The 22,363-nt window shown below is 64.4% G+C and carries 18 protein-coding genes; 8 read left to right on the forward strand and 10 right to left on the reverse strand.

Going from position 1 to position 22,363, the window contains the following annotated elements; genetic code table 11:
* The first annotated feature begins 112 nt into the window (after positions 1–112).
* The 5 genes from accB to HGR_RS11940 all read left to right on the forward strand — a co-directional run bounded on the left by accB (position 113) and on the right by HGR_RS11940 (position 5,192).
* The gene (accB, locus tag HGR_RS11920; RefSeq protein ID WP_006298507.1) at positions 113–577 is read left to right on the forward strand and encodes an acetyl-CoA carboxylase biotin carboxyl carrier protein; all 465 of its coding nucleotides are present in this window, start codon (positions 113–115) and stop codon (positions 575–577) included.
* 12 nt (positions 578–589) lie between these two features.
* Positions 590–1,939, forward strand: coding sequence for an acetyl-CoA carboxylase biotin carboxylase subunit (accC, locus tag HGR_RS11925; protein WP_006298508.1), 1,350 nt, complete (start codon positions 590–592; stop codon positions 1,937–1,939).
* 154 nt (positions 1,940–2,093) lie between these two features.
* Positions 2,094–2,987, forward strand: a complete 894-nt coding sequence (gene prmA / locus HGR_RS11930; protein ID WP_006298510.1) for a 50S ribosomal protein L11 methyltransferase — start codon at positions 2,094–2,096, stop codon at positions 2,985–2,987.
* Between the two features lie 69 nt (positions 2,988–3,056).
* A complete protein-coding gene (locus tag HGR_RS11935; protein ID WP_006298512.1) occupies positions 3,057–4,220 on the forward strand; it encodes a DUF3426 domain-containing protein in 1,164 nt (387 codons plus the stop codon).
* 57 nt (positions 4,221–4,277) lie between these two features.
* Positions 4,278–5,192 (forward strand): carbohydrate kinase family protein, encoded by a 915-nt coding sequence (locus tag HGR_RS11940; RefSeq protein WP_006298513.1) that lies wholly within the window; start codon positions 4,278–4,280, stop codon positions 5,190–5,192.
* Positions 5,193–5,280: 88 nt separating this feature from the next.
* Here the strand turns inward: HGR_RS11940 and HGR_RS11945 are convergent, their stop codons facing one another.
* From HGR_RS11945 to HGR_RS11975, 7 genes are all read right to left on the reverse strand, one after another.
* A complete protein-coding gene (locus HGR_RS11945) occupies positions 5,281–5,628 on the reverse strand; it encodes a DUF167 domain-containing protein (RefSeq protein ID WP_006298514.1) in 348 nt (115 codons plus the stop codon).
* 71 nt (positions 5,629–5,699) lie between these two features.
* Positions 5,700–6,077 carry a histone H1-like DNA-binding protein gene (locus tag HGR_RS11950; protein ID WP_006298515.1) on the reverse strand — a complete coding sequence of 126 codons (378 nt, stop codon included), beginning with the start codon at positions 6,075–6,077 and terminating at the stop codon, positions 5,700–5,702.
* 199 nt (positions 6,078–6,276) lie between these two features.
* Positions 6,277–7,476, reverse strand: coding sequence for a ribonucleotide-diphosphate reductase subunit beta (locus HGR_RS11955; RefSeq protein ID WP_006298516.1), 1,200 nt, complete (start codon positions 7,474–7,476; stop codon positions 6,277–6,279).
* A 182-nt stretch (positions 7,477–7,658) separates the two neighbouring features.
* The gene (locus HGR_RS11960; RefSeq protein ID WP_406564782.1) at positions 7,659–10,553 is read right to left on the reverse strand and encodes a ribonucleoside-diphosphate reductase subunit alpha; all 2,895 of its coding nucleotides are present in this window, start codon (positions 10,551–10,553) and stop codon (positions 7,659–7,661) included.
* A gap of 469 nt (positions 10,554–11,022) precedes the next feature.
* Positions 11,023–11,637, reverse strand: a complete 615-nt coding sequence (ampD, locus tag HGR_RS11965; protein ID WP_006298518.1) for a 1,6-anhydro-N-acetylmuramyl-L-alanine amidase AmpD — start codon at positions 11,635–11,637, stop codon at positions 11,023–11,025.
* 2 nt (positions 11,638–11,639) lie between these two features.
* On the reverse strand, positions 11,640–11,891 hold the full coding sequence (locus HGR_RS11970; protein ID WP_006298522.1) for a PP0621 family protein: 252 nt from the start codon (positions 11,889–11,891) through the stop codon (positions 11,640–11,642).
* Positions 11,892–11,895: 4 nt separating this feature from the next.
* Positions 11,896–12,696, reverse strand: a complete 801-nt coding sequence (locus HGR_RS11975) for a cytochrome C assembly family protein (protein WP_006298523.1) — start codon at positions 12,694–12,696, stop codon at positions 11,896–11,898.
* Positions 12,697–12,766: 70 nt separating this feature from the next.
* On the opposite strand from HGR_RS11975, the gene ffh reads away from it, so the two are divergent.
* Positions 12,767–14,170 carry a signal recognition particle protein gene (gene ffh / locus HGR_RS11980; RefSeq protein WP_006298524.1) on the forward strand — a complete coding sequence of 468 codons (1,404 nt, stop codon included), beginning with the start codon at positions 12,767–12,769 and terminating at the stop codon, positions 14,168–14,170.
* A gap of 78 nt (positions 14,171–14,248) precedes the next feature.
* Here ffh and mdoH read toward each other — a convergent pair whose 3' ends face one another.
* The 3 genes from mdoH to HGR_RS11995 form a co-directional block, all read right to left on the reverse strand.
* Entirely contained in the window at positions 14,249–16,357 is a 2,109-nt protein-coding gene (gene mdoH / locus HGR_RS11985; protein WP_050797452.1) for a glucans biosynthesis glucosyltransferase MdoH, read from the reverse strand.
* Between the two features lie 175 nt (positions 16,358–16,532).
* Entirely contained in the window at positions 16,533–18,008 is a 1,476-nt protein-coding gene (locus HGR_RS11990) for a sigma 54-interacting transcriptional regulator (protein ID WP_006298528.1), read from the reverse strand.
* Complete coding sequence (locus HGR_RS11995) at positions 18,005–18,586, reverse strand: hypothetical protein (RefSeq protein WP_138922503.1); 582 nt, start codon at positions 18,584–18,586, stop codon at positions 18,005–18,007. The genes HGR_RS11990 and HGR_RS11995 overlap by 4 nt, the downstream gene beginning before the upstream one ends.
* A gap of 641 nt (positions 18,587–19,227) precedes the next feature.
* On the opposite strand from HGR_RS11995, the gene HGR_RS12000 reads away from it, so the two are divergent.
* A complete protein-coding gene (locus tag HGR_RS12000; RefSeq protein ID WP_006298530.1) occupies positions 19,228–20,823 on the forward strand; it encodes an SUMF1/EgtB/PvdO family nonheme iron enzyme in 1,596 nt (531 codons plus the stop codon).
* A complete protein-coding gene (locus tag HGR_RS12005) occupies positions 20,820–22,304 on the forward strand; it encodes a hypothetical protein (protein WP_138922505.1) in 1,485 nt (494 codons plus the stop codon). Before HGR_RS12000 ends, HGR_RS12005 begins: the two co-directional genes overlap by 4 nt.
* Positions 22,305–22,363: the final 59 nt, after the last annotated feature.

A 22,363-nucleotide genomic window follows, 5' to 3' on the forward strand; every position in this document is an offset into this window, starting at 1 on the left:
CCTTCGCCGAAAAACGGCCCCTGTTTCTTTTGCCTCTGCCGTTTGTTATTGGCACGTTGCCAATGATGTGCCGTGAGATTGAGGCAATATCAATCACGTTGTTGGAGTTTTCATGGATTTGCGCAAACTCAAGACCCTGATCGATCTGGTGTCTGATTCGAACGTCTCTGAACTGGAGATCACCGAGGCCGAAGGCAAGGTGCGGATCGTTAAGGGCGGCACGGCCGCCGTGCAAGCTTACGCGCCTCCCCCGGTCGCCATGGCGCCTGCCGGCGCGCCGGCTGCCGCGGCTCCCGCCCCAGCGGCCGCGCCTGCGGCACCTGCTGCTGCGGCCGCGGCAACGGGCCACACCGTCAAGTCCCCCATGGTGGGCACGTTCTACCGCTCGGCCTCGCCTGGCGCCAAGTCCTTCGTCGAAGTGGGTCAGGCCGTCAAGCAGGGCGACACGCTGTGCATCATTGAAGCCATGAAGATCCTCAACGAGATCGAGGCCGACAAAGCTGGCACCGTGACGCAAATCCTGTGTGACAACGGTCAGGCCGTGGAATACGGGCAGCCCCTGTTCATCATCGAATAAGGCGGGCGCCTCATGTTCAAGAAAATCCTCGTCGCGAACCGCGGCGAAATCGCCCTACGCATCCAGCGGGCCTGTCGCGAGCTGGGCATCAAGGCCGTGATGGTCTATTCCGAGGCGGATCGCGAGGCCAAGTACGTCAAGCTGGCCGAGGAAGCGGTCTGCATTGGCCCCGCGCCGTCGCGAGACAGTTACCTCAGCATGCCGGCCATCATCTCGGCGGCCGAGGTGACGGACGCCGAAGCCATCCATCCCGGTTACGGTTTCCTGTCGGAAAACGCCGACTTCGCGGAGCGCGTCGAGAAGAGCGGTTTCCAGTTCATCGGCCCCACGCCCGAGTCCATCCGCATCATGGGTGACAAGGTGTCGGCCAAGCAGGCCATGATCAAGGCTGGCGTGCCCTGCGTGCCAGGTTCCGAGGGTGAGTTGCCCGACGATCCGGTGCAGATGAAGCGCATCGCCAAGTCTGTTGGGTATCCCGTGATCATCAAGGCGGCTGGTGGCGGTGGCGGGCGCGGCATGCGCGTGGTCCACACCGAGGCGGCCCTGGTCAACGCGGTGCAGATGACCAAGGCGGAAGCCGCGGCAGCCTTCAACAACCCGGCCGTCTACATGGAGAAGTTCCTGGAGAATCCGCGTCACGTGGAAATCCAGATCCTGGCCGACAAGCACAAGAACGCGGTCTACTTGGGCGAGCGCGACTGCTCCATGCAACGCCGTCACCAGAAAATCATCGAGGAAGCTCCGGCGCCCGGCATTCCGCGCAAGCTGATCGAGAAGGTCGGGGCCAGCTGTGTCAACGCCTGCAAGAAGATTGGTTACCGCGGCGCGGGTACCTTCGAGTTCCTCTACCAGGACGGCGAGTTCTACTTCATCGAGATGAACACGCGCGTGCAGGTGGAGCACCCGGTGACGGAATTGATCACGGGCATCGACATCGTGAAGACGCAGATCATGGTGGCGGCCGGTGAACATCTGCCCTTCACGCAGAAGGACATCCAGATCCGCGGCCATGCCATCGAGTGCCGCATCAACGCCGAAGACCCCTTCACCTTCGTGCCGTCGCCGGGCCGCATCACCATGTGGCACGCGCCGGGTGGCCCAGGTGTTCGCGTGGATTCGCACGTCTACACCAACTACTTCGTGCCGCCGAACTACGACTCCATGGTCGGCAAGATCATTGTTCACGGCGACACCCGCGCGCAGGCCATGGCCCGCATGCAAACCGCCCTGGGCGAGACCTTGGTCGAAGGCATCAGCACCAACATCCCCTTGCACCGTGAACTGCTGGCCGACGCCAAGTTCATGGAAGGTGGCACCAACATCCACTACCTGGAAGGGTGGATGCGCAGTCATAAAAGGTAAGCCCCCCTGAGGCGCTGCGCGCCTTCCCCCCTGAACGCCAACCTTCGGTGGCAGGGGGGACGCTCCCAGTGGCCCGGCGAAGCCGGTTCCACGGGAGCCATGGTGTGATGTCCTTGCTGTTCCTCCGTTTTCTCCCCCTTCATTCCCCCGCTTCATGCACGAACTCCGCTTGCTCTGTCCCGAAGACCGCGTGGAGGTTTTGGGGGAAGCCCTGGATGCCTTGGACGCCTTGAGCGTCAGCGTGGAAGACGCCGATGCCCAGACCGACGCCGAGCGGGCATTGTTTGGCGAGCCAGGCATGCCGCCGCCGGCGGCGGGCTGGCAGCGCTCGCGCATCGTGGCGCTGTTCCCTGATGAAGCGTCCGCTCGGGAGGCGGCCGCCTTGCTGCGAGCGCAGGATTTCTTCTCCGATTGCCAACTGCTGGGCGTGGGCGAAGTGCCGCAGCAGGATTGGGTGCGCTTGACGCAATCTCAGTTCGCGCCGGTGGAGATCACCCCTAGTTTCTGGATCGTGCCCACCTGGCATGAACCGCCCGCGCAAGCGCGCGAGGTCATCCGGCTGGATCCGGGCCTGGCTTTCGGCACCGGCACGCACCCCACGACACGGATGTGCCTGCGCTGGATCGCCACGCATCCGGTGCGCGACCTGCGCGTGCTGGACTACGGTTGCGGCTCGGGCATCTTGGCGATCGCCGCGGCCAAATTCGGCGCGACCGACATCGACGCCCTGGACATTGACGAGGCCGCGGTCGCGTCGACCCGTCTGAATGCCGAGGCCAATGGCGTGACCTTGCGAGCTGGCTTGCCGGACGCCGTGCAAGGCCATTACCCGGTCGTGCTGGCCAATATCCTCGCGACCCCGCTCAAGGTGTTGGCCCCCTTGCTCACCGCGCGCGTGGCAACCGGCGGGGCACTGGTGCTGGCCGGCATCTTGGAACGCCAAGCGGATGAGCTCAGCGCCGCCTATGCGCCACATCTGCCTGCGGGCAGCGCGCTCACCGTCGCCGACCGCGAGGACGGCTGGGTGCTGATGACCGCGACCCTCTGAACGCTGGCCTGGTTTCCTCTCGCGACGGGGCACGGACAGCGCGAGGCGCACCTCTACAATCGGACGGCCATGAGCCTCATCACCCGTTGCCCCTCTTGCCGCACCATGTTCAAGGTGGCGCAGGACCAACTCAAGGTCTCGCAAGGTTGGGTCCGCTGCGGTCAGTGTGAGCAGGTGTTTGACGCGACGGCCAACCTGGTGCAGGAGCCGCCCGCCCTGACGACGCCGCTGGCGACCCCGCCATCTGGGGCTGCGGTGGCGCCGCCTGCGGCCACACCGCCCAGACCGGCCGCCGCGGCACCTTCCCAGAAAAGCTGGGAAGAGGAGATGGTGGAAGCCGAGTTTGGTGACCTCCAAGCTCAGCATGATGCGCCGCTGGACGATCTGCAGCTCGAAACCCCCGATGCCTCGGCCTGGCGCGAGCCGCGCTTCGCCGAGGAGCCCCACGATCTGCCTCCGTTGCAAGTCGCCGAACCCTCGTCGCGCTTGGATGACGCTGATTTTCCCGCGCCGTCCGCCCCCTTGCCGCGCGGCGCCGCCGCCGTGGTGGACTCCCCCGCAGGCATCCGCCACGCGTCTTCCCAGCCTTCGTTTGCTGCCGGCCCGACCGCGCCGCAGGTAAGTTCGGGCGACGAGGGGCCAGAGGCGGACACCTTGTCTTTCATGCGCCGCTCGCGCTGGCGTCATCCGGCGGTGCGTGCGCTGTTGTTCCTCCTGTGCTGCGTGCTGTCCCTGGCGCTGCTGCTGCAGGTTGCCCGCCATGAGCGTGACCACATCGCCGCGCGGGAGCCCGCCTTGCGGCCTTGGCTGCATGTGCTGTGTGAGCAGCTCGATTGCACGGTGGAGCCGCTGCGCCAGATCGAGTCGGTGGTGATCGATGGCTCGGCCTTCAGCAAGATCCGCGACGAGCTCTACCAACTCAACCTGACCTTGCGCAACAAGGCGCCGGTGGATCTGGCTCTGCCCGCCATCGAATTGGTGCTGACGGATGTGCAGGATCAGGTGCTGATCCGCCGGGTACTGTTGCCCCAGGAGTTGGGGGCGGGTTCGGGCGCCGCCCAGGACGATGGTCTGCGCACCCAGGGCGCGAACCGCTTGATCCGGTCTGGCAATGAGTTCCAGGCCACGGTGCTCATGGAAATCAAGAACGGCAATGGCGCCGCCAACCGCGCCGCGGGCGCTGGTCTGGAAGGCCGCGTGGCCGGCTACCGGCTGCTGGCTTTTTATCCTTGAACGCCTTCCCGCATTTTTACCTTCAACGATTCAATCCAAGAGAAAAGAGAGCATTCCATGGCGGCACTGATCTGCGGTTCCCTGGCCTTCGATTCCATCATGAACTTCGAGGGGCGATTCTCCGAGCAGATCATGCCGGACCAGCTGCACATCCTGAATGTGTCGTTCCTGGTGCCCACGCTGCGGCGCGACTTCGGTGGATGCGCTGGCAATATTGCCTATGCCTTGCGCGCGCTGGGGGGCGTGCCCGTTCCGATGGCCACCCTTGGCAACGATGGTGCGGGGTATGTGGAGCGCTTGAACAAGCTGGGTATTGCCACTCGCTTCGTGCGACAACTGCCCGAGACCTACACGGCGCAGGCGCTGATCATGACGGACAAGGACAACAACCAGATCACGGCCTTCCACCCCGGCGCGATGACCCAGGCGCATGTGACGCGCATTGAGCGCGACGCACCTGGCATGCAAGATGTGAAGCTGGGCATCATTTCCCCCGACGGGCGGGATGCCATGCTGGAGCATGCCGCGCAGTTCAAGGCCGCCGGCATTCCTTTTGTCTTCGATCCCGGTCAAGGTCTGCCCATGTTCGATGGCAAGGACCTGGCTCACTTCATCGAATTGGCCGACTGGGTCACGGTCAACGACTATGAGGGCAAGATGCTGTGCGACCGCACGGGCTGGAGCCCGGCGGAGATCTCGCGCAAGGTGCGCGGCTTGGTCATCACCCTGGGCGCCGAAGGCAGCGAAGTCTGGACCAACGGCGAGAAAGACTGGATCGCTCCTACCCCCGCCGCTGCCATCGTCGACCCAACCGGCTGTGGCGACGCTTACCGTGGCGGACTGCTTTTCGGCTTGGAGCGTGGCTGGCCCCTGGCCAAGGCCGCGGCCCTCGGCAACCGCATGGGTTCGCACAAGATCGCCTTCCGCGGACCGCAGAACTACCCGGTGGACACCGCGAAGTTCGGGCTCTGACGCGCGCCGCCACTCCATGCATCTCGAGCGGGGTGTGCGCAGGGTCATCACACCCTAGACAGATCGCACCTGCGCTGGCACGGCCTCTTCAATCGGGCGGCGAGGATTCGGGTGGGCTGAGCTGCTTCCAATCCGCGGTCACCGCTGAGTGCGCCGCGACATGCAGCTGCTTGCGTCGCGCGGTGGCACCGTGCTGCAGCGTCACGCTCGAATTCGGGATGCTCAGGGTCTTGGCCAGCCAGACTCGCAGCGCCTCATTGGCCTTGCCGTCCACCGGCGGAGCCTGCAGTCTCACCTTCAATGCACCATCGAACAGGCCCTGGATCTGCGTGCGGGAGGCGTTCGGCATGACATGGAGGTCTACCAGCACGGAGCCGTCCTTCTGGGCGCGCAGAAAGGTGGCGTTGGTTTGATTCTGGCCCGAGCTTCTGTTCATGCCTCTCAATCATCCGCAAAAGAAAAAGCCTGCTGCCCTCGCGGGCAACAGGCTGAGACGGCAGGCCCCGTTCAGGGACGGCTGGCCGTGGGGAAAGGCCAAGCGGCCTGCGGGTTCAACGTGGTTTGGGCCACGGGCGCCGCGGGTGCAGCAGCGGGTTTCGCAGGCGCAGCGGCAGGCTTGGCAGCGGCCTTTTTCGCGGCGGGCTTCTTGGCAGCAGGCTTTTTCGCGGCGGGCTTCTTGGCAGCAGCCTTCTTCGCCACGGTCTTCTTGGCGGCGGCCTTCTTGGCAGGAGCCTTCTTCGCGGCGACCTTCTTGACCGCAGCCTTCTTGGCCGGGGCCTTCTTCGCTGCGGCCTTCTTGGCCGGAGCCTTCTTCGCTACGGCCTTCTTAGCCGGAGCCTTTTTAGCGGCGGTTTTTTTCGCCGGAGCTTTCTTTGCAGTTGCCATTTCGATTCTCCTTGATCAAGTTACAAAGAGCACTTCATGCGTTTGTTGGAGTACATGAAGTGATTCATGGCGCTGGGAACCTGCGGGAGGAACCCAGCGCCATGAACGGGGTGGCACGGACACCCGCAGCTCTTCTGCTGAGAGCGGTCGGGAGTCCATGCGATTCGTGAAGCCATAGATTGATTTTTGTGTCCTGCGCTCAGTCCCAGGACAGCGCGCCGCCGGACTGGTACTCGATGACGCGGGTCTCGAAGAAATTGCGTTCTTTCTTCAGGTCGATCATCTCGCTCATCCAGGGGAAGGGATTCTCTTCGTTGGGGAAGAGCGCTTCCAGGCCGATCTGGGTGGCGCGCCGGTTGGCGATGTAGCGCAAGTAGCCTTTGAACATGGAAGCGTTCATGCCCAGCACGCCGCGCGGCATGGTGTCTTCGGCGTAACGGTATTCCAGTTCGACAGCCTTCTCGAACAGGCCGCGGATCTCGGCCTTGAATTCGGGCGTCCAGAGCTGCGGGTTCTCCAGCTTGATCTGGTTGATCAGGTCAATGCCGAAGTTGCAGTGCATGGACTCGTCGCGCAGGATGTACTGGTACTGCTCGGCGGCACCCGTCATCTTGTTCTGGCGGCCCAGGGCCAGGATCTGGGTGAAGCCGACGTAGAAGAACAGACCTTCCATCAGGCAGGCGAAGACGATCAGGCTCTTGAGGAGCGTCTGGTCGGTTTCCAGCGTGCCGGTGTGGAAGTTGGGGTCCATGATCGCGTTGATGAACGGGAGCAGGAACTCGTCCTTGTCACGGATGGACTGGACTTCCAGGTAGGCGCTGAAGATCTCGGATTCGTCCAGACCCAGAGATTCCACGATGTACTGGTAGGCGTGGGTGTGGATCGCTTCCTCGAAGGCCTGGCGCAGCAGGAACTGTCGGCATTCCGGCGCCGTGATGTGGCGGTAGGTACCCAGCACGATGTTGTTGGCCGCCAGCGAATCCGCCGTGACGAAGAAACCCAGGTTGCGCTTGATGATGCGACGCTCGTCTTCCGAAAGACCGTTCGGGTCCTTCCAGAGCGCGATGTCGCGGTTCATGTTCACTTCCTGCGGCATCCAGTGGTTGGCGCAGGTGGCGAGGTATTTTTCCCAGGCCCACTTGTACTTGAACGGGACCAGCTGGTTGACGTCGGTCTGGCCATTGATGATGCGCTTGTCAGACGCCTTGATGCGATGCGTACCGGACGGCGCATGCGAGGCGGATTGAGGAGCGGCGATTGCCGTGTCGGCGAGTGTGGAAGACAGGGCAGCCTGCGAGACCTGAGGTGCGCGTGCGGGTGCCGGCGTCGGGGACAAACGGGCTGCGCCAGCGTGGGGGGCTGGCGATGTGGGTTTGACTTCTTCGTCCCAGGACAACATAGAGAGATCCAATTCCTGAATTATGTGAGCAGCGATCTGAATTGCAAAGTGTTCATTCACACCGCCGCTTGTTTTGTTGCTCTATTGCATCGCGCGCCGCGCTCCCCATCACACACTTTGTGTGAGTGACCGGTGACGGGAGTCGACGCGCGCACGGTGCGACACGTGCACCGCGCATTGCTTCACTGGCAGGCTTCGCAGCCCGGGTCGTCGATGGCGCAGAACTTGATGTCCGTCGCGGCGACAGCCATCTGCGTTTGCGCGGCGGCGGCCGCTGCTTCGAGCGCGCTGACCTTCTTCGCGCTGGCTGGCTTCGATGTGACCGGAGCCATGGCCGCAGCGCCTGTCTCGGACGAACCCGAAGACACGGCATTCAGGCGGCCAGCGGCCACGGTGGACTTCTCCGCCTGGGTCGCGCTGGTGGTGCGCAGGTAGTAGGTGGTCTTCAGGCCGCGCGTCCAGGCCAGCTTGTAGGTGTCGTCCAGCTTCTTGCCCGAGGCGCCCGCCATGTAGATGTTGAGCGATTGGGCCTGGTCGATCCACTTCTGGCGGCGCGCGGCGGCTTCGACCAACCAGCTCGGCTCGACCTCGAAGGCCGTGGCGTACAGCGCCTTGATGTCCTGGGGCACGCGATCAATGGGCAGCAGGGAGCCGTCGAAGTGCTTCAGGTCCATCACCATCACCTCGTCCCACAGGCCCAGGCGCTTCAGATCCTTGACCAAGTAGCCATTGATGATCGTGAACTCGCCGGACAGGTTGGACTTGACCGACAGGTTGCCGAAGCAGGGCTCGATGGACGCGTCCACCCCGATGATGTTGGAAATCGTCGCCGTCGGTGCGATGGCCACGCAGTTGCTGTTGCGCATGCCGTCGGCGGCGATCTTCTTGCGCAGCAGTTCCCAGTCCAGGGTGGCGGAACGATCGACTTCCACGTAACCACCGCGTTCGCGCGCCAGCAGTTCCAGCGTGTCCGGCGGCAGGATGCCCTTGCTCCAGAGCGAACCCTGGTAGCTGGAGTACACGCCGCGCTCGCGGGCCAGCTCGGTCGAGGCCCAGTAAGCGTAGTAGCAAATGGCTTCCATCGACTCGTCGGCGAATTGCACCGCGGCGTCGCTGGCGTAGGGGATGCGCATTTCATACAGCGCGTCCTGGAAGGCCATCACGCCCAGACCGACGGGGCGGTGGCGCAGATTGCTGTCGCGCGCCTTCTTGACGGCGTAATAGTTGATGTCGATCACGTTGTCCAGCATGCGCATGGCCGTGCTGATGGTCTTCTTCAGCTTTTCGTGATCGAGCTTGCCGTCCGTGATGTGCTGCTTGAGGTTGACCGAACCTAGGTTGCAGACGGCGGTTTCGGTGTCGCTGGTGTTGAGCGTGATCTCGGTGCAGAGGTTGGACGAGTGCACCACGCCCGCGTGCTGCTGGGGCGAGCGCACGTTGCAGGCGTCCTTGAAGGTGATCCAGGGGTGGCCGGTCTCGAACAGCATCGAGAGCATCTTGCGCCACAGGTCGATCGCCGGCACGGTCTTGCTGGGCTTGAGTTCGCCGCGCTTGGCCTTGGCCTCGTAGGCCACATAGGCTTTTTCGAAGGCCGAGCCAAACAGGTCGTGCAGGTCAGGCGCGTCGGAGGGCGAGAACAGTGTCCACTCGCCCTTTTCCATCACGCGGCGCATGAACAGGTCCGGAATCCAGTTGGCCGTGTTCATGTCGTGGGTGCGGCGGCGGTCGTCGCCCGTGTTCTTGCGCAGTTCCAGGAATTCCTCGATGTCCAGGTGCCAGGTTTCCAGGTACGTGCAGACCGCGCCCTTGCGCTTGCCGCCCTGGTTCACCGCCACGGCGGTGTCGTTCACCACTTTCAGGAAGGGGACGACACCTTGAGATTCGCCGTTCGTGCCCTTGATGTGGCTGCCCAGCGCGCGTACGCGCGTCCAGTCATTGCCCAGGCCGCCCGCGAACTTGGACAGCAGGGCGTTTTCCTTGATGGATTCGTAGATGCCGTCCAGATCGTCCGGGACCGTGGTCAGGTAGCAGCTGGAGAGCTGGCTACGCAGGGTGCCGCTGTTGAACAGCGTGGGCGTCGACGACATGAAGTCGAAGGAGGACAGCACCTCGTAGAACTCGATGGCGCGGGCTTCGCGGTCGATTTCATTCAGCGCCAGGCCCATGGCCACGCGCATGAAGAAGGCCTGCGGCAGCTCGATGCGGGTCTTCTTGACGTGCAGGAAGTAGCGGTCGTACAGGGTTTGCAGGCCCAGGTAGTCGAATTGCTGGTCACGCTCGGACTTGAGCGCCGCGCCCAGGCGCTTGAGGTCGTACTGCAGCAGCTCGGGGTTGAGCAGCTCGGCGTCCACGCCCTTCTTGATGAAGCCGGGGAAGTAGTCGGCATAGGCCTGCTTCATCTCAGAAGGTTGCACGTCGCGGCCCAGCACCTCCTTGGCGATGGTGTGGAACAGCAGGCGCGCGGTGGCATAGGTGTAGTCCGGGTCCTTCTCGATCAGGGTGCGAGCGGCCAGGATGGCGGCCTTGTACACCTCTTCCAGCGGCACGCCGTCGTAGAGGTTGCGCAGGGTTTCGGCCACGATGGGGTCGGCCTTGACGTCAGCGGAGAGGTTGGCGCAGGCGCTTTCGATCAGACGTTGCAAGCGGTTCAGGTCCAGCGCCACGCGCTGGCCGTTGTCGGTGACGTGCAGCACCGGCGTTTGCGGTGCCGCCTGGGCCGCATGCTGGGCGCGCTCTTCGGCCCGCTTGGCGCGGTAGAGCACGTAGGCGCGGGCCACCTCATGGTGGCCGCCGCGCATCAGGCCCAACTCCACCTGGTCTTGCACGTCTTCGATATGGAAGGTGCCGCCGCCCGGGCGCGAGCGCGTCAGCGCGCGCACCACGGCCTGCGTCAGGCCATCGACGGTTTCGCGCACGCTGGCCGAGGCCGCGCCTTGCGCGCCATGCACGGCCAGGAAGGCCTTCATCAGGGCGACGGCGATCTTGCTCGGTTCAAAGGGCACGACGGCGCCGTTGCGGCGGATGATCTGGTAGTGGGCGAGCGCGCTGTTGGCACCCAGGGCCGCGCCGTGCGTCATGCTGGCGCCTTGCGGCAAGGTCGTGGTGGCTAGGGAATGGGAGGACGGGGGAGTGATCAGGCCGGTTTGCATCTTTTCCTCGTGTCTGGCAAATCTGTGTTCGTGGCGCGAAATGTTCCTGGGGCGGGAAACACTATAGGTAGGGGGTGCGTCGATGGCAATCCACTACCCGTAGTGTAGCGGCGCATTCGCGCGAATGCGCGTGAAGAAGGTCACGCCGGTGTGCAAAAGTTACGCGAGCAGGCCCACGCGACATGGGCCTGACACGTACCGAGGCGCACTCGCGCGACAAGCTTTGGCGTTCATGAACCCGTCATGAAGGTGCGCAGCCCTTGCCACTCCGAGATGCGTGCGCGGGCATCCAGAAAGCACGCGGCCGAATCGTCAAAACGGGCTGGCGAACCGCTTGTTTGCGTGGTGCAGGCACCATGTGCCGCGCCACGCGCAGCGAGTGAATCGTGCAGGCAAGTCAGCTTGCGCTGACTTCGGGAAAGTACCGAGCGGGCCAATCGAGGCGGGCTTGCAGTTCCCGCCATTGAAAGCCCGGCCCTGGATCGGCCTTGCGGCCCGGCGCGATGTGTTCATGCCCGGCAATCTGCCGCACTGGGTAACGCAGAGCCAGCGCAGCACACAGGCGAGTCAGCGTCTCGTACTGCGCCGCGTCGAAGCTGTCCCCTTCCAGACCTTCCAGTTCGATGCCGATGGAGAAGTCGTTGCAGTTGTCGCGACCGCAATAGTGCGAGACGCCGGCATGCCAGGCGCGGTCATCGCAGCTCACGAATTGCCATAGCTCGCCGTCGCGCCGCACGTAGAAGTGGGCGGACACCTGCAATCCCTCGATGGATTTGAAATAGGGGTGGGCGTTCCAGTCCAGTGTGTTGGTGAACAGCCGCTGCACCGCGTCGCCACCGTACTGCCCCGGCGGTAGGCTGATCGAGTGCAAGACGATGAGATCGATCACCGGCGTCTGGCTGTCATCGCCATCCCTCGTCGGGCGCGGTCCGAAGTTGGGTGAATCCAGCCGGTGTGCCGGGCCGTACCAGCCGCCATTCCACAACACATCGCCAGCCTGTTCCTCGGCCATGCTCAGTAGGTCCCGGGTTCCGCGAGCCGCCGGTGTTCGACGCTGCAGTAGTAGGCGCTGGAACTGGCAACGGCCTCGTGCATCGGCAGATGCAAGCCGCAATGCGCGCAGCGCACCATGTCCTCGGGCGCGCTTTGGGGCGGGGGCCGGCGCGTCGAGTCCGATGGCCGTTTGGTCTGGGGTTCGGCCGTTCGGCCGGAGCGCAATAGCCAAATTGCCAACAGAATGATGAGAAGCAAGAGCAGGAACTTCATGGGGTCAGACCGAACGCTGAAGCACGATTTCAAGCACGAAGCGCGAGCCCACGTAGGCCAGCAACAGCAGCCCCGCGCCCGTGAATAGCCAGCGGGCCGCGCGCCAGCCGCGCCAGCCCAGTCGCCAGCGCCCATGGAGCAACACCGCGAACACCAGCCAAGAGAGCACGGAAAACACCATCTTGTGGTTCCACTTCCAAGGTGTGCCGTAGAGGTGTTCGTCAAACAACAGCCCGGCGGCCAAGGTGGCCGTGAGCAGAATGAAGCCCGCGGTCACGAAGCGGAAGGTCAGCCGCTCCAGCGTCAGCAGGGGCAGGCCACTGTCGGATTCGCTGGCATGGCGGATGCGGGTGTCGGCCCGCAGCATCAGCAGTGCATGCACCACGGCCACGGCGAACAGGCCGTACGAGGCGATGCCCAGCGCCCAGTGCAGGGGCAGTAGCAGGGCGCCGTGGTGCGTGATCACCTGCCCGGGAAAAAACAGACTCAACACCACGGCCAGCAGGCTCAGCGCCGCCAGCGGGGCGGGCAGCGCGCGCCGCGACTGCAGTGCCGGGTAGTAGCGTGCTTCGATGGCGTAGACCGCCACCACCAGCCACACGGTGACCGAGAGGGCCGGCGCGAAGCCGAAGTAAGGCTCGTCATGCCACAGGCCGAGCCCCACTCCCAGCAGCAGTGCATGCAACAGCCAGGCCAAGCCGAGCGCCGCACGGGCGCCTCGACCGGGGCTCAGGGCTGACACCACGTAAGCCAGCGCGCACACCAAGCCAGGCAGCAGCGCGTGAAAGGGAAGTGCGAAAGGCATGGTGTCAGGCAGGGAGATGGGGGCTGCTCGATAAAATCACGGACCTAAGTATAGAGAGTGGTTTTCATTCATGGCCAACGCCCTTACCGACAAACTCTCGCGCATCGTCAAGGAAATGCGCGGCCAGGCCCGCATCACCGAGGGCAACGTGGCCGACATGCTGCGCGAAGTGCGCATGGCCCTGCTGGAGGCCGATGTGGCCCTGCCCGTGGTGCGCGACTTCATCGCCCGCGTCAAGGACAAGGCCCTGGGTCAGGCCGTTGTGGGCTCGCTCACGCCGGGCCAGGCCCTGGTCGGCGTGGTCAACCGAGAACTTGCCGCCACCATGGGCGAGGTGGACGAGTCTGGCGCCCTCAAAGGCCCGGCCGACATCAACCTCGCCGCCCAGCCACCCGCCGTCATCTTGATGGCTGGCCTGCAGGGCGCTGGCAAGACCACGACCACGGCCAAGTTGGCGCGCCACCTGATCACCAAGCGCAAGAAGAAGGTGCTCACGGTGTCGGGTGACGTGTACCGCCCCGCCGCCATCGAGCAGCTCAAGACCGTCACGGCCCAGGCCGGTGCCGAGTGGTTCCCGAGCACCCCTGACCAGAAACCTTCCGACATCGCGCGCGCCGCGTTGGACTACGCCAAGAAACACTATTTCGATGTGCTCTTGGTGGACACCGCGGGCCGTCTGGCCATCGACGAAGCCTTGATGAAGGAAATCCAGGACCTGCATGCCATCTTGGACCCAGTGGAAACGCTGTTCGTCGTGGATGCAATGCAGGGCCAGGACGCGGTGAACACCGCCAAGGCCTTCAAGGAAGCGCTGCCGCTGACCGGCATCGTCTTGACCAAGATGGATGGCGATTCACGCGGCGGCGCGGCGCTCTCCGTGCGCGCCGTCACGGGCGCTCCGATCAAGTTCGCGGGCGTGAGCGAGAAGATCGACGGTTTGGAAGTCTTCGACGCCGAGCGTCACGCGGGGCGGGTGCTGGGCATGGGCGACATCGTCGCCCTGGTCGAGCAAGTCACGGCCAATGTGGACATCGAGGCCGCGCAAAAACTCGCGGCCAAGGTCAAAAGTGGCGCCAGCTTTGACCTCAACGATTTCCTGGCCCAGCTCCAGCAAATGAATCAGATGGGGGGGCTGGCGAGTCTGATGGATAAGTTGCCGGGGCAGCTTGCGGCCAAAGCCGGTCAGGTGGACACGGCCAAGGTCGAGAAAGACATGCGACGCAAGCAGGGCATCATCCACAGCATGACGCCCCGAGAGCGCGCGAAGCCCGAACTGATCAAGGCCACCCGCAAGCGCCGCATCGCCTTGGGCGCTGGCGTGCAGGTTCAGGACGTGAACCGCCTGCTCAAGGAGTTCGAGCAGATGCAAGACATGATGAAGAAGATGAAGGGCGGCGGCCTCATGAAGATGATGAAGCGCATGGGCGGCATGCCAGGGATGAAGGGACTGCCTCCCGGAATGCCGCGTCTTTGAGCGGCCCGCTGCCGCTTCGGGCACTTCGCCGCCAGCCTGGGCGGGCGTGGAGCCCGCCAGGCGAAGAAGAAGTGATCGTCAGCTTCCCGCGTGCCGCCAGGCGCGCCGCAGCACGGCGTGGGGCCAGGCCTCTTGCGGGATCAGCAGCCATCGCCTCGCACGCAGTGCCGAGCCCAGTCCCGGCTGGCTGCTGAGCACGGTGAGCGGGGCGGCCAGTAGCAGCGGCAGGCCCACGGGCAGCAGGATGAGCATCAGGGACCACAGCGGATAGCCGATTTCAGCGGCGTTCCAGGATTCAAAAGCCGCCACACCACCCACCAGCAGCAACAGCGCCACGCTGGCTGGGGCAAATTGGCGCAGGGCGTGCGCCCAGGGCACGGCCGCCGCTTCACGCGGGGGGGATTTCCACTCCAGCTTCCAGCCAGTGAGCGCGATCAGCACGAAAAGGCTGTGCGCGATCATGCGGATCGGCGCCTGCAGCAAGGCCAGCAGCGCTTCCAGCAAGGCGCTTTGCAGCAGCTTGCGCGCGCCACCGTGGAAGCGTTGTTCCCGCTTGAGCAGCACCGCGAGCAAGCCCAGAAGGCGTGGCACGAAGAGCAGGCACAAGGTCCAAGCCCAGAGCCAGCCCAGATCGCTGTTGAGCGTTCCCTCGCCGATCCATGCCGAACCCAGGCCCGCGTGGCCGGCACCGTTGAACCACAGCACGCCACCCAGGGTGAGGAAGGCGAGCCACAGCGGCGCGGAAATGTACGAGAGGGCGCCAGTCACGAACATCGCGCGGTGGACGGGGTGCATGCCGGGCTCGGCCATCAGCCGGGCGTTTTGCAGATTGCCCTGGCACCAGCGGCGGTCGCGCTGCAGCTCGGCGAGCAGATCCGGGGGCTGTTGCTCATAGCTGCCGCCCACGTCCGAGACAAGCCAGACCTCCCAGCCCGCGCGGCGCATCAGCGCGGCTTCGACGAAATCGTGCGAAAGGATGGGACCGCTCAGGCCGCCCTGGCCCGCAATCGGAGCCAATCCGCAATGCCGCATGAAGGGCTCGACGCGGATGATGGCGTTGTGCCCCCAGTAGTGCGACTCACCCAGTTGCCAGAATTGCATGCCCAGGGTGAAGAGCCGTCCCGTGACGCGGCTGGCGAACTGCTGGGCACGCGCGTGCAGCGTGACGTGCCCCACGGCCTGAGTGGCGGTCTGGATGATGCCGGCGTGCGGATTGGCTTCCATCAGCTTGACCAAGGTGGCGAGTGCGTCGCCGCTCATCACGCTGTCGGCGTCGAGCACGACCATGTAGCGATAGTCGCGGCCCCAGCGGCGGCAGAAGTCCGCCACGTTGCCCGCCTTGCGGTGCGTGCGGCGGCGGCGCGCGCGGTAGTAGACCTCGACCTGGGGCAGGCCGGACTGTGCGTGGCTGGCGGCCAGCGTGGCACGCAATTCTTCCCAGGCCGCGCGTTCGGCGGCGAGCACTTCAGGTCGGCTGCTGTCGGACAGCACGAACACATCGAATTGCCCGGCCGCAAAATCTTGGGCACGCGCCGTCGCGGACAGCGACTCGCAAGTGGCCCGCAAGCCCGCGAAGACCGTGGACACGTCCTCATGGCAGATCGGCATGATCACCGCGGTCCGTGCCTCGGGGTTCATGCGGTGCCGACGCACGGACCGGCCCGAGAGCGCGTGGCGGTCGCCGCGCAGTAGAACCCAGGCCCCCATCAGCGCCGTCACGAAGCCGGAGGTCACCCAGGCCGACAGCAGCGCGTACAGCGCGATCTGGGCGATCTGCATCCAGCCAGCCAGCGCGGTTGGCGCGATGGGCTGGGCATGCGCGAACAGTGCGGCGGTGCCAGCGGTGGACGCCGCGATCAACAGCATGAAGACCCGGCGGCGTTGGCGACCAGCGCGTTGCCTCGCCTCGCTCGCTGGATGCGCCACCCCAAGAGGCTGCGCGGGGGAAGCCCACGGTGTCAGCAGGCGCCTCAACGCCGCGTTCAGACCCAGGCCCACACCCCGCCAGAATCCCACCCAGGGTCGGGTGGGCATGCTGCCGCGGTGCAAGGGCGGGGCGGTGGCGGCGTCACGCGTGCTGTCGCAGGGGGACGACAGACTGGTTTGTGCGGGGTGAGCGCCAGCCGCAGACGCGGGGCGATCCCCGTCTGAAGTGCGGCTGGAGAGGCGGGAAGAAAGTGCAGGCATACCCTTGCTAGGGCAAGCGCCGTGCCACTAAAAAATCCTCTTTCAGATCAAAGGCTTGTGATGGTTTTTCGGAGCGGATTGCAAAGTTTCGTGAAAAAGTTCCGCAAACCCTGCATTTTTGTCGCCGTGCGGCGACAACAGCCCGAGGGCTTCGACGTCATGTGAAAGAAATCCCTTATTCATCAAGCACTTGCCCGTGTCGTTCGGGGGCGACAGGTGGGCTCGAGGACGAGGATGGGCCCGTTCCTGCGATGCTGGTGTCGCCGCCCGTCTTGAAGCGGCCTGGCGTCAGCCCGTGCTTTTGCAGCAGGCGGTAGAACTCGGTGCGGTTGCGGTCCGCCAGCCGCGCGGCGTCCGCCACATGTCCATCGGTCAGCTTCAGCAGATTGACCAAGTAATCGCGTTCGAAACGCTGCTTGGCTTCGGCATAGCTGAGCACCTCAACCGAAGGCGTGCGCAGCGCGCGTTGCACCAAGGTCAGGGGCACCAGCGGCGTGGTGGCCAAGGCGCAGACCTGCTCCACGACGTTGTGCAGCTGGCGCACATTGCCCGGCCAGGGCGCGGTGGCCAGCGCCTTGAGCGCCTCGGGCGCGAAGCCCGCCAGCTTGCGCCCTCTGTCCTCATTGCCGTATTTGCCGGCCAGCTTGCGCAGGAAGTGATTGGCCAGCAGCGGGATGTCCTCGCGCCGCTCCGCCAATGTGGGCAGGTGGAGCGTGACCACGTTGAGGCGGTAATACAAATCCTCGCGGAATTGTCCGGCGGCGAGCGCGGTATCCAGATCACGATGGGTGGCGCTGACGATGCGCACGTCCACCGGGATGGATTGCGCGGCACCCAGAGGTCGCACCGCGCGTTCCTGCAGCACGCGCAGCAGTTTGACCTGCAGGGCCAGCGGCATGTCTCCGATTTCGTCCAGCAGCAAGGTGCCGCCGTCCGCCGCCTGGAAAAGCCCCTTGTGATTGGTGTGTGCGTCGGTGAAGGCGCCCTTGACGTGGCCAAAAAGCTCGCTCTCCAGCAAGTTCTCGGGAATGGCGCCGCAGTTCACCGCGACGAACGGCTTTTTCGCGCGCGCGCTGGCGTTGTGGATGGCGCGTGCCAGCAGTTCCTTGCCGGTCCCGCTGTCACCGCGCAGCAGCACGCTGGCGTCGCTGCGCGCCACCATGCGCGTTTCCGCCAGCAGTTCGGCCATCCTGGCGGAGCGGCTGATGATGTCCGCCCGCCAGGGTTCGTTCGCGGCGGAGCTGGCCGCCGAGGCGGTGTCCGCGGCGTGCGCGCTGTGCAGCGCGAGGGCCTGGGCGATCTTGTCGAGCAGTTCCTTGCCCTCGAAAGGCTTGGTCAGGTAGGTGTAGACACCGCGCGACGTCGCTTCCACCGCGTCGGGAATGGAGCCATGCGCGGTCAGCAGGATGACCGGCAGCATGGGGTGCTGGGCGTGGATTTCATCGAACAGGGCTAAGCCGTCCTTGCCCGGCAGGCGCACGTCCGACAACACCAGTTGGGGACGTTCCAGCGCGAGTTGGGTCAGCGCTGTTTCCGCCGAGGCGGCGGTCAGCACGCGGTAGCCCGCCGCTTCCAGTCGCAGGGTGAGCAGACGCAGCATGTCGGCGTCGTCGTCGACGACGAGCAAGGTCGAGGAGGGGCTGGCGCTCATGGCAATGAACCTGCTTTGTCCGGGTCGGTGTGGGGTGCGGGCGAGGTGGCGGGCACGGGGCCAGTCGTGGTCTTGGGGGGGGGCAAGGGTGTCGCCTGGGGCAGACTGTCTTCTACGGCGCGCATCGCGGCGATCTGGCCGTTCAACTGCTCGATACGCTGCTGGCGCTCACGCAGGAGTTGAGCCTGCTGCTCGTTGGATTCTTGCAGGCGTTGTTGCTCGGCGTACAGCGACGCGAGCCGCAGTGCGAGCTGCTGAGCGAAAGCGAGTTGCTGCGTGCGCAGTGCGCTGTGGCCGTCCTGGGTTTCCATGGCCTTGAGGCGTTCGATTTCAGCGTCCAGCGCCTCCGGCGACAGGGCGCACAGCGCCTCGGCGTAGGCCAGCGCCTCGGCAGCGGTGCCGAGATCTTTCTGACGTGCCGGCACGGGCGTGGCGCTGGGGAGAGGCGCTGTGTCCGCGACGGGTTGCCGGTCCAAGAAAGGCAAATCCACCGACAGCGACCAGCTCGATGGCGGCCAGAGCTTGGCCGCGCACCCAGCTAGTTGGCTCAGCCCGACCGCGATGAGGCCGACTGCCACCACTCGCGCGCAAGGACGCACCCACAGCAGCCGGCGCTGCGGGGGAGACGGGCGATGCGGACGAGGTGGATGGGAAGCGAAGGTCATGGAAAAGAGGGCGGGCGCATGGCGGGCAAGCGCTGTGGCCAGTCTATCTAGTCAGGGAACCGCTCCCGCTCGGTGGGGCCCCTTGGGACGGCGGAGGTTGCCGGCGAGGGCAGCGCCTGCCGCACACGCATCGCATTGTCCACCCCTTCTTCTGTAGAAATCAGCGAGGACTGATGAATGTCCCCTTGATCCAGCGCGCATCCGCACCTTGAGTGATCTCTTGAGCAAGCAAGCGACAGCAGCTTCGGTTGCAGGCATCAGGGCTTGTGTCATCGCGGGCTGGGTCGCGGAAGCCGCCTTTGCGGTAAACGGCCACCCCGATGGGTATATTGATGTGCAATGTCACCAATAGTTACCGATGGAGGCTCTGACAGCGTTCGGTGTCACACTTCAGCCGCGTCTCGGTGCCCATCAAACTGGATTTTGAGTCTCCCAAGTCCACAAAGTTTGAAACAAAGCGCAAAAACGCGGCTGTCTGGCCGGAAAGCATGACGGTCTGCCCTAGGATATTGCCAATTGGGGGAATCCGGCCGACGGAGACCCGGAAAGGACGAATGAAGAAGCACCTATACACGCTGGCGACCTGTTGGATATTGGCGTTTTCGACGGTGTCGCACGCTGCCAGCACCGACTTTGTCGCCACCCACATGGAGGCCGGCTACTACTATGGATTCGGGTCAGGCGCCTCCGAGGCTGAAGCCCAAGCTGCGGCCTTCGATGATCTCGTTTACAACCTGCTCACCGAAAGCGGTGCCATCAAAAGAGAGAAGAAGAACAAGGTGGTGCTGACCGCCGAGATGAAGGCTGCGGTGGCTGTGGTGGCTACCCGTTCTTACACGGCGGACAAGAAGGGCAACATCTTCCAGGCCTCGTACCGGGTGTCGAACGGCGACTGGGCCAAGGCCGAAGCAGCGCGGACGTCCAAGCTGGCTGCCGACCTGGGGCCCAAGTTTGACGTGGTGGTGAAGGGTAAGGGCGCCTTGGGAGACCGTCTCTCTCAAGCGGTCCAGATTGACGCTGCTCTCCATCGAGCGGCCGTTGCCCTGACGCTGCGCACCGGCGACGCCTCATCCCCGCTGCTGTCGCAGACCATCGAGACCTGGGCTGCCTCACAACTGGCGGGTTCCAAGGTCAGCCTGAACCCCAAGGACGGCTTGGTTCAGGGGGGCGCTCCCTTCGTCGTCACCGTCACCGCCAAGGACGGCGTCCCCGTGGCCGGATTGCCTCTGAATGTGGTCTGGTCCGCGGCGGACTCCACGGCCCCCGCCCAGGGCATCGTCACCGACGCCAAGGGTACGGCGGCCTTCGCCTATCCCACCGTCGACGCCTTCAAGAACACGAAGGCGGTGCTGACCATCACTGGCGACTTCGCCCGCAAGGCGCCCGAAGTCCCGTTTCTAGCATCCCTCGACGCGAGCTTGAAAACCGAGGCAGCTTACCGCAACGCCGAGGAAATGGCCCAGGTCGCCGACCATCTGGTCAACGTGGCCGCCGGCACCTACACGGTCGGCAAGGTCGATCAGGATCGCCGTGCCAGTGGCAACGAAAAGCCCCGGACCGTCACCGTCGCCGCCTTCGCCATCGCCAAGGGGCCTGTGACCAACGGCCAGTACCGCTCCTACCTCGACGCCACCAACGTGCCCCAAAGCGAGTGGCCCGAGTACCTCGAATCGGATGGCTTCAGCGGCGCCGACCAGCCCGTTGTGGGCGTCAGCTACGAGCAGGCCGTCCGCTACACCGCGTGGTTGTCGACTGCCACGGGCCAGAAGTTCCGCCTCCCCACCGAGGACGAGTACGAAATCGCCGCTCGGGCCGGTCAGGGGTCGATTTTCCCTTGGGGTGATCAGGTGCCTACTGACGGCGTTCGGGCCAACTACTCGAACAACAAGAAGTTCACCCATCCCTCGCCGGCAGGCTCCTTCCCGAACGGAAAGAACCCCCTGGGTCTGAACGACATGGTCGGCAACGTGTGGCAGTGGACCTCGACGTCCCCTGACGCCAACATGAGCGCCGATCCTTCCTACAAAATCGTCAAGGGCGGCTCGTGGATGGACGGTCCCAATGAGCTCCGCATTTCCAACCGCCGAGCTGTCGACCCGAGTCAGGGCGCCAGCGACATCGGATTCCGCGTGGTCCGGGAGGCCCAATGAAACTGCAAACAATGAAGCTGAAATTTGTCATCCTGGCCTTTTTGGCCCTGGCCCTGGCTTCCTGCGAGAGCATGAAGTTTTCGATGATGAAGGACGACGAACTCGTGGCCGGCGGCGTGAAGGCTTGGAATGCCGGCAATTTCGAAGCCGCCCGGGGCTTCTGGTCCAACATTCAAGCGCCCAACGTCAAGAACCAGTGGATGGGCTACCTTGACCAGAAGGTCGCCCTCGATAAGACCGTCGACGCCGCCGCAGCCCTGCCGGTGACTGCCGAGCCGCCCCTCGTGGCTGGCTGGAATAACGCCGTCAAGGCCTCCAATGACTTTCCCCCCGAACTCAAGGTGCCCGCTGACGTCAAGACCCAGCTCGCCCCCGTGGCCAAGGCTGTGGTTCGGCAGCGGCTCAACGCCAACAAAATCGCGGGCGCCAGGGAATTCATGAAGAGTTCCAGCGACTTCTTGGGTGACGCCGTCGATTACGCCCCTGAAAACAAGGAGCTGGCGGCGATCGCCGACTTCCGGGCCAGGGAAAAAGGTCCTGATGACCTCGTGGCTGCCGCCCGGGGCAAGGACGCCCTTGACGACAAGATCGAAGGCTACGAAGCCGCCATCGCCGAGTATGGCAAGGTCGAGGCCGCCATGGCCGACATCCAGAAAGCTGGCAACTACCCTGCCGGGTCCATCATTGCCTTGGCTTCGGACAGGACGCGCCGCAAGAGGGCCGACACCCGCACCGAGATGGAGAGGACCTTGCGGAACCATGCCTACTCATTCAAGGACCGGATTGGCGAGGAATTCGCCCGCCAGCCCGATCCTGAGAAGGTCGGCAACATGACCCTCGACGACATGCTGGCGTTCAACCAGCAGACCAAGGCCAACATCGACAGCCTGCAGGCCGAAGTCGTGGCGTTTGCCGCCAAGTACCCCAGGGTCATCGACAAGGACATGCTCAAGGACGTCGAGACCCAGAAGCAGGAACTGCTGGCCCGCATTGCCGTGGTCACCGCTGAAATCGAGAAGGCCAAGAAGGACGCGGCCATCGCCGCCGAGATCGCCAGCCGCGGGAAGGCCGTGCAGCCCATGCTGATCGGCATGTTCAACCCCGTTCCCGGTGCCAAGGGCCCGGACCAGAAGAGCCGTCCCGCCAAGTTCAGGGGAGCGATCAAGAACTCGCCCGACTACTGGTGGGGCATGGTGGAGATTGCCAAGGGTGTCTTGAACGACTTGGTCATCACCGTCGACGACAGCCGCCCTGTCCGTGTCTTCAACGAGAACACCAAGTCGGGCAAGGAGATTGATTCCAAGAAGCTCAAGGATCTGGTGAACCGCCAGTACAAGGTGGGCAACTCTTGGCCGGTCATCAACGCCGGAGCCCAGATGACCTCGGGGAAATACTTCTTCGAGTTGGGCAAGACCAATGACGATGGCAAATATTCCGGCGACGCGGTCGTCTACAGTTCCTTTGTGGTGAGGATGCGCTGACATGGCTCAAAAAAAGAATGCGATCATCGTCGGGGCCGTCGTGGCCCTGGTATTGGCGG

This window comes from Hylemonella gracilis ATCC 19624 (genome assembly GCF_000211835.1).
Lineage (GTDB): Bacteria > Pseudomonadota > Gammaproteobacteria > Burkholderiales > Burkholderiaceae_C > Hylemonella > Hylemonella gracilis.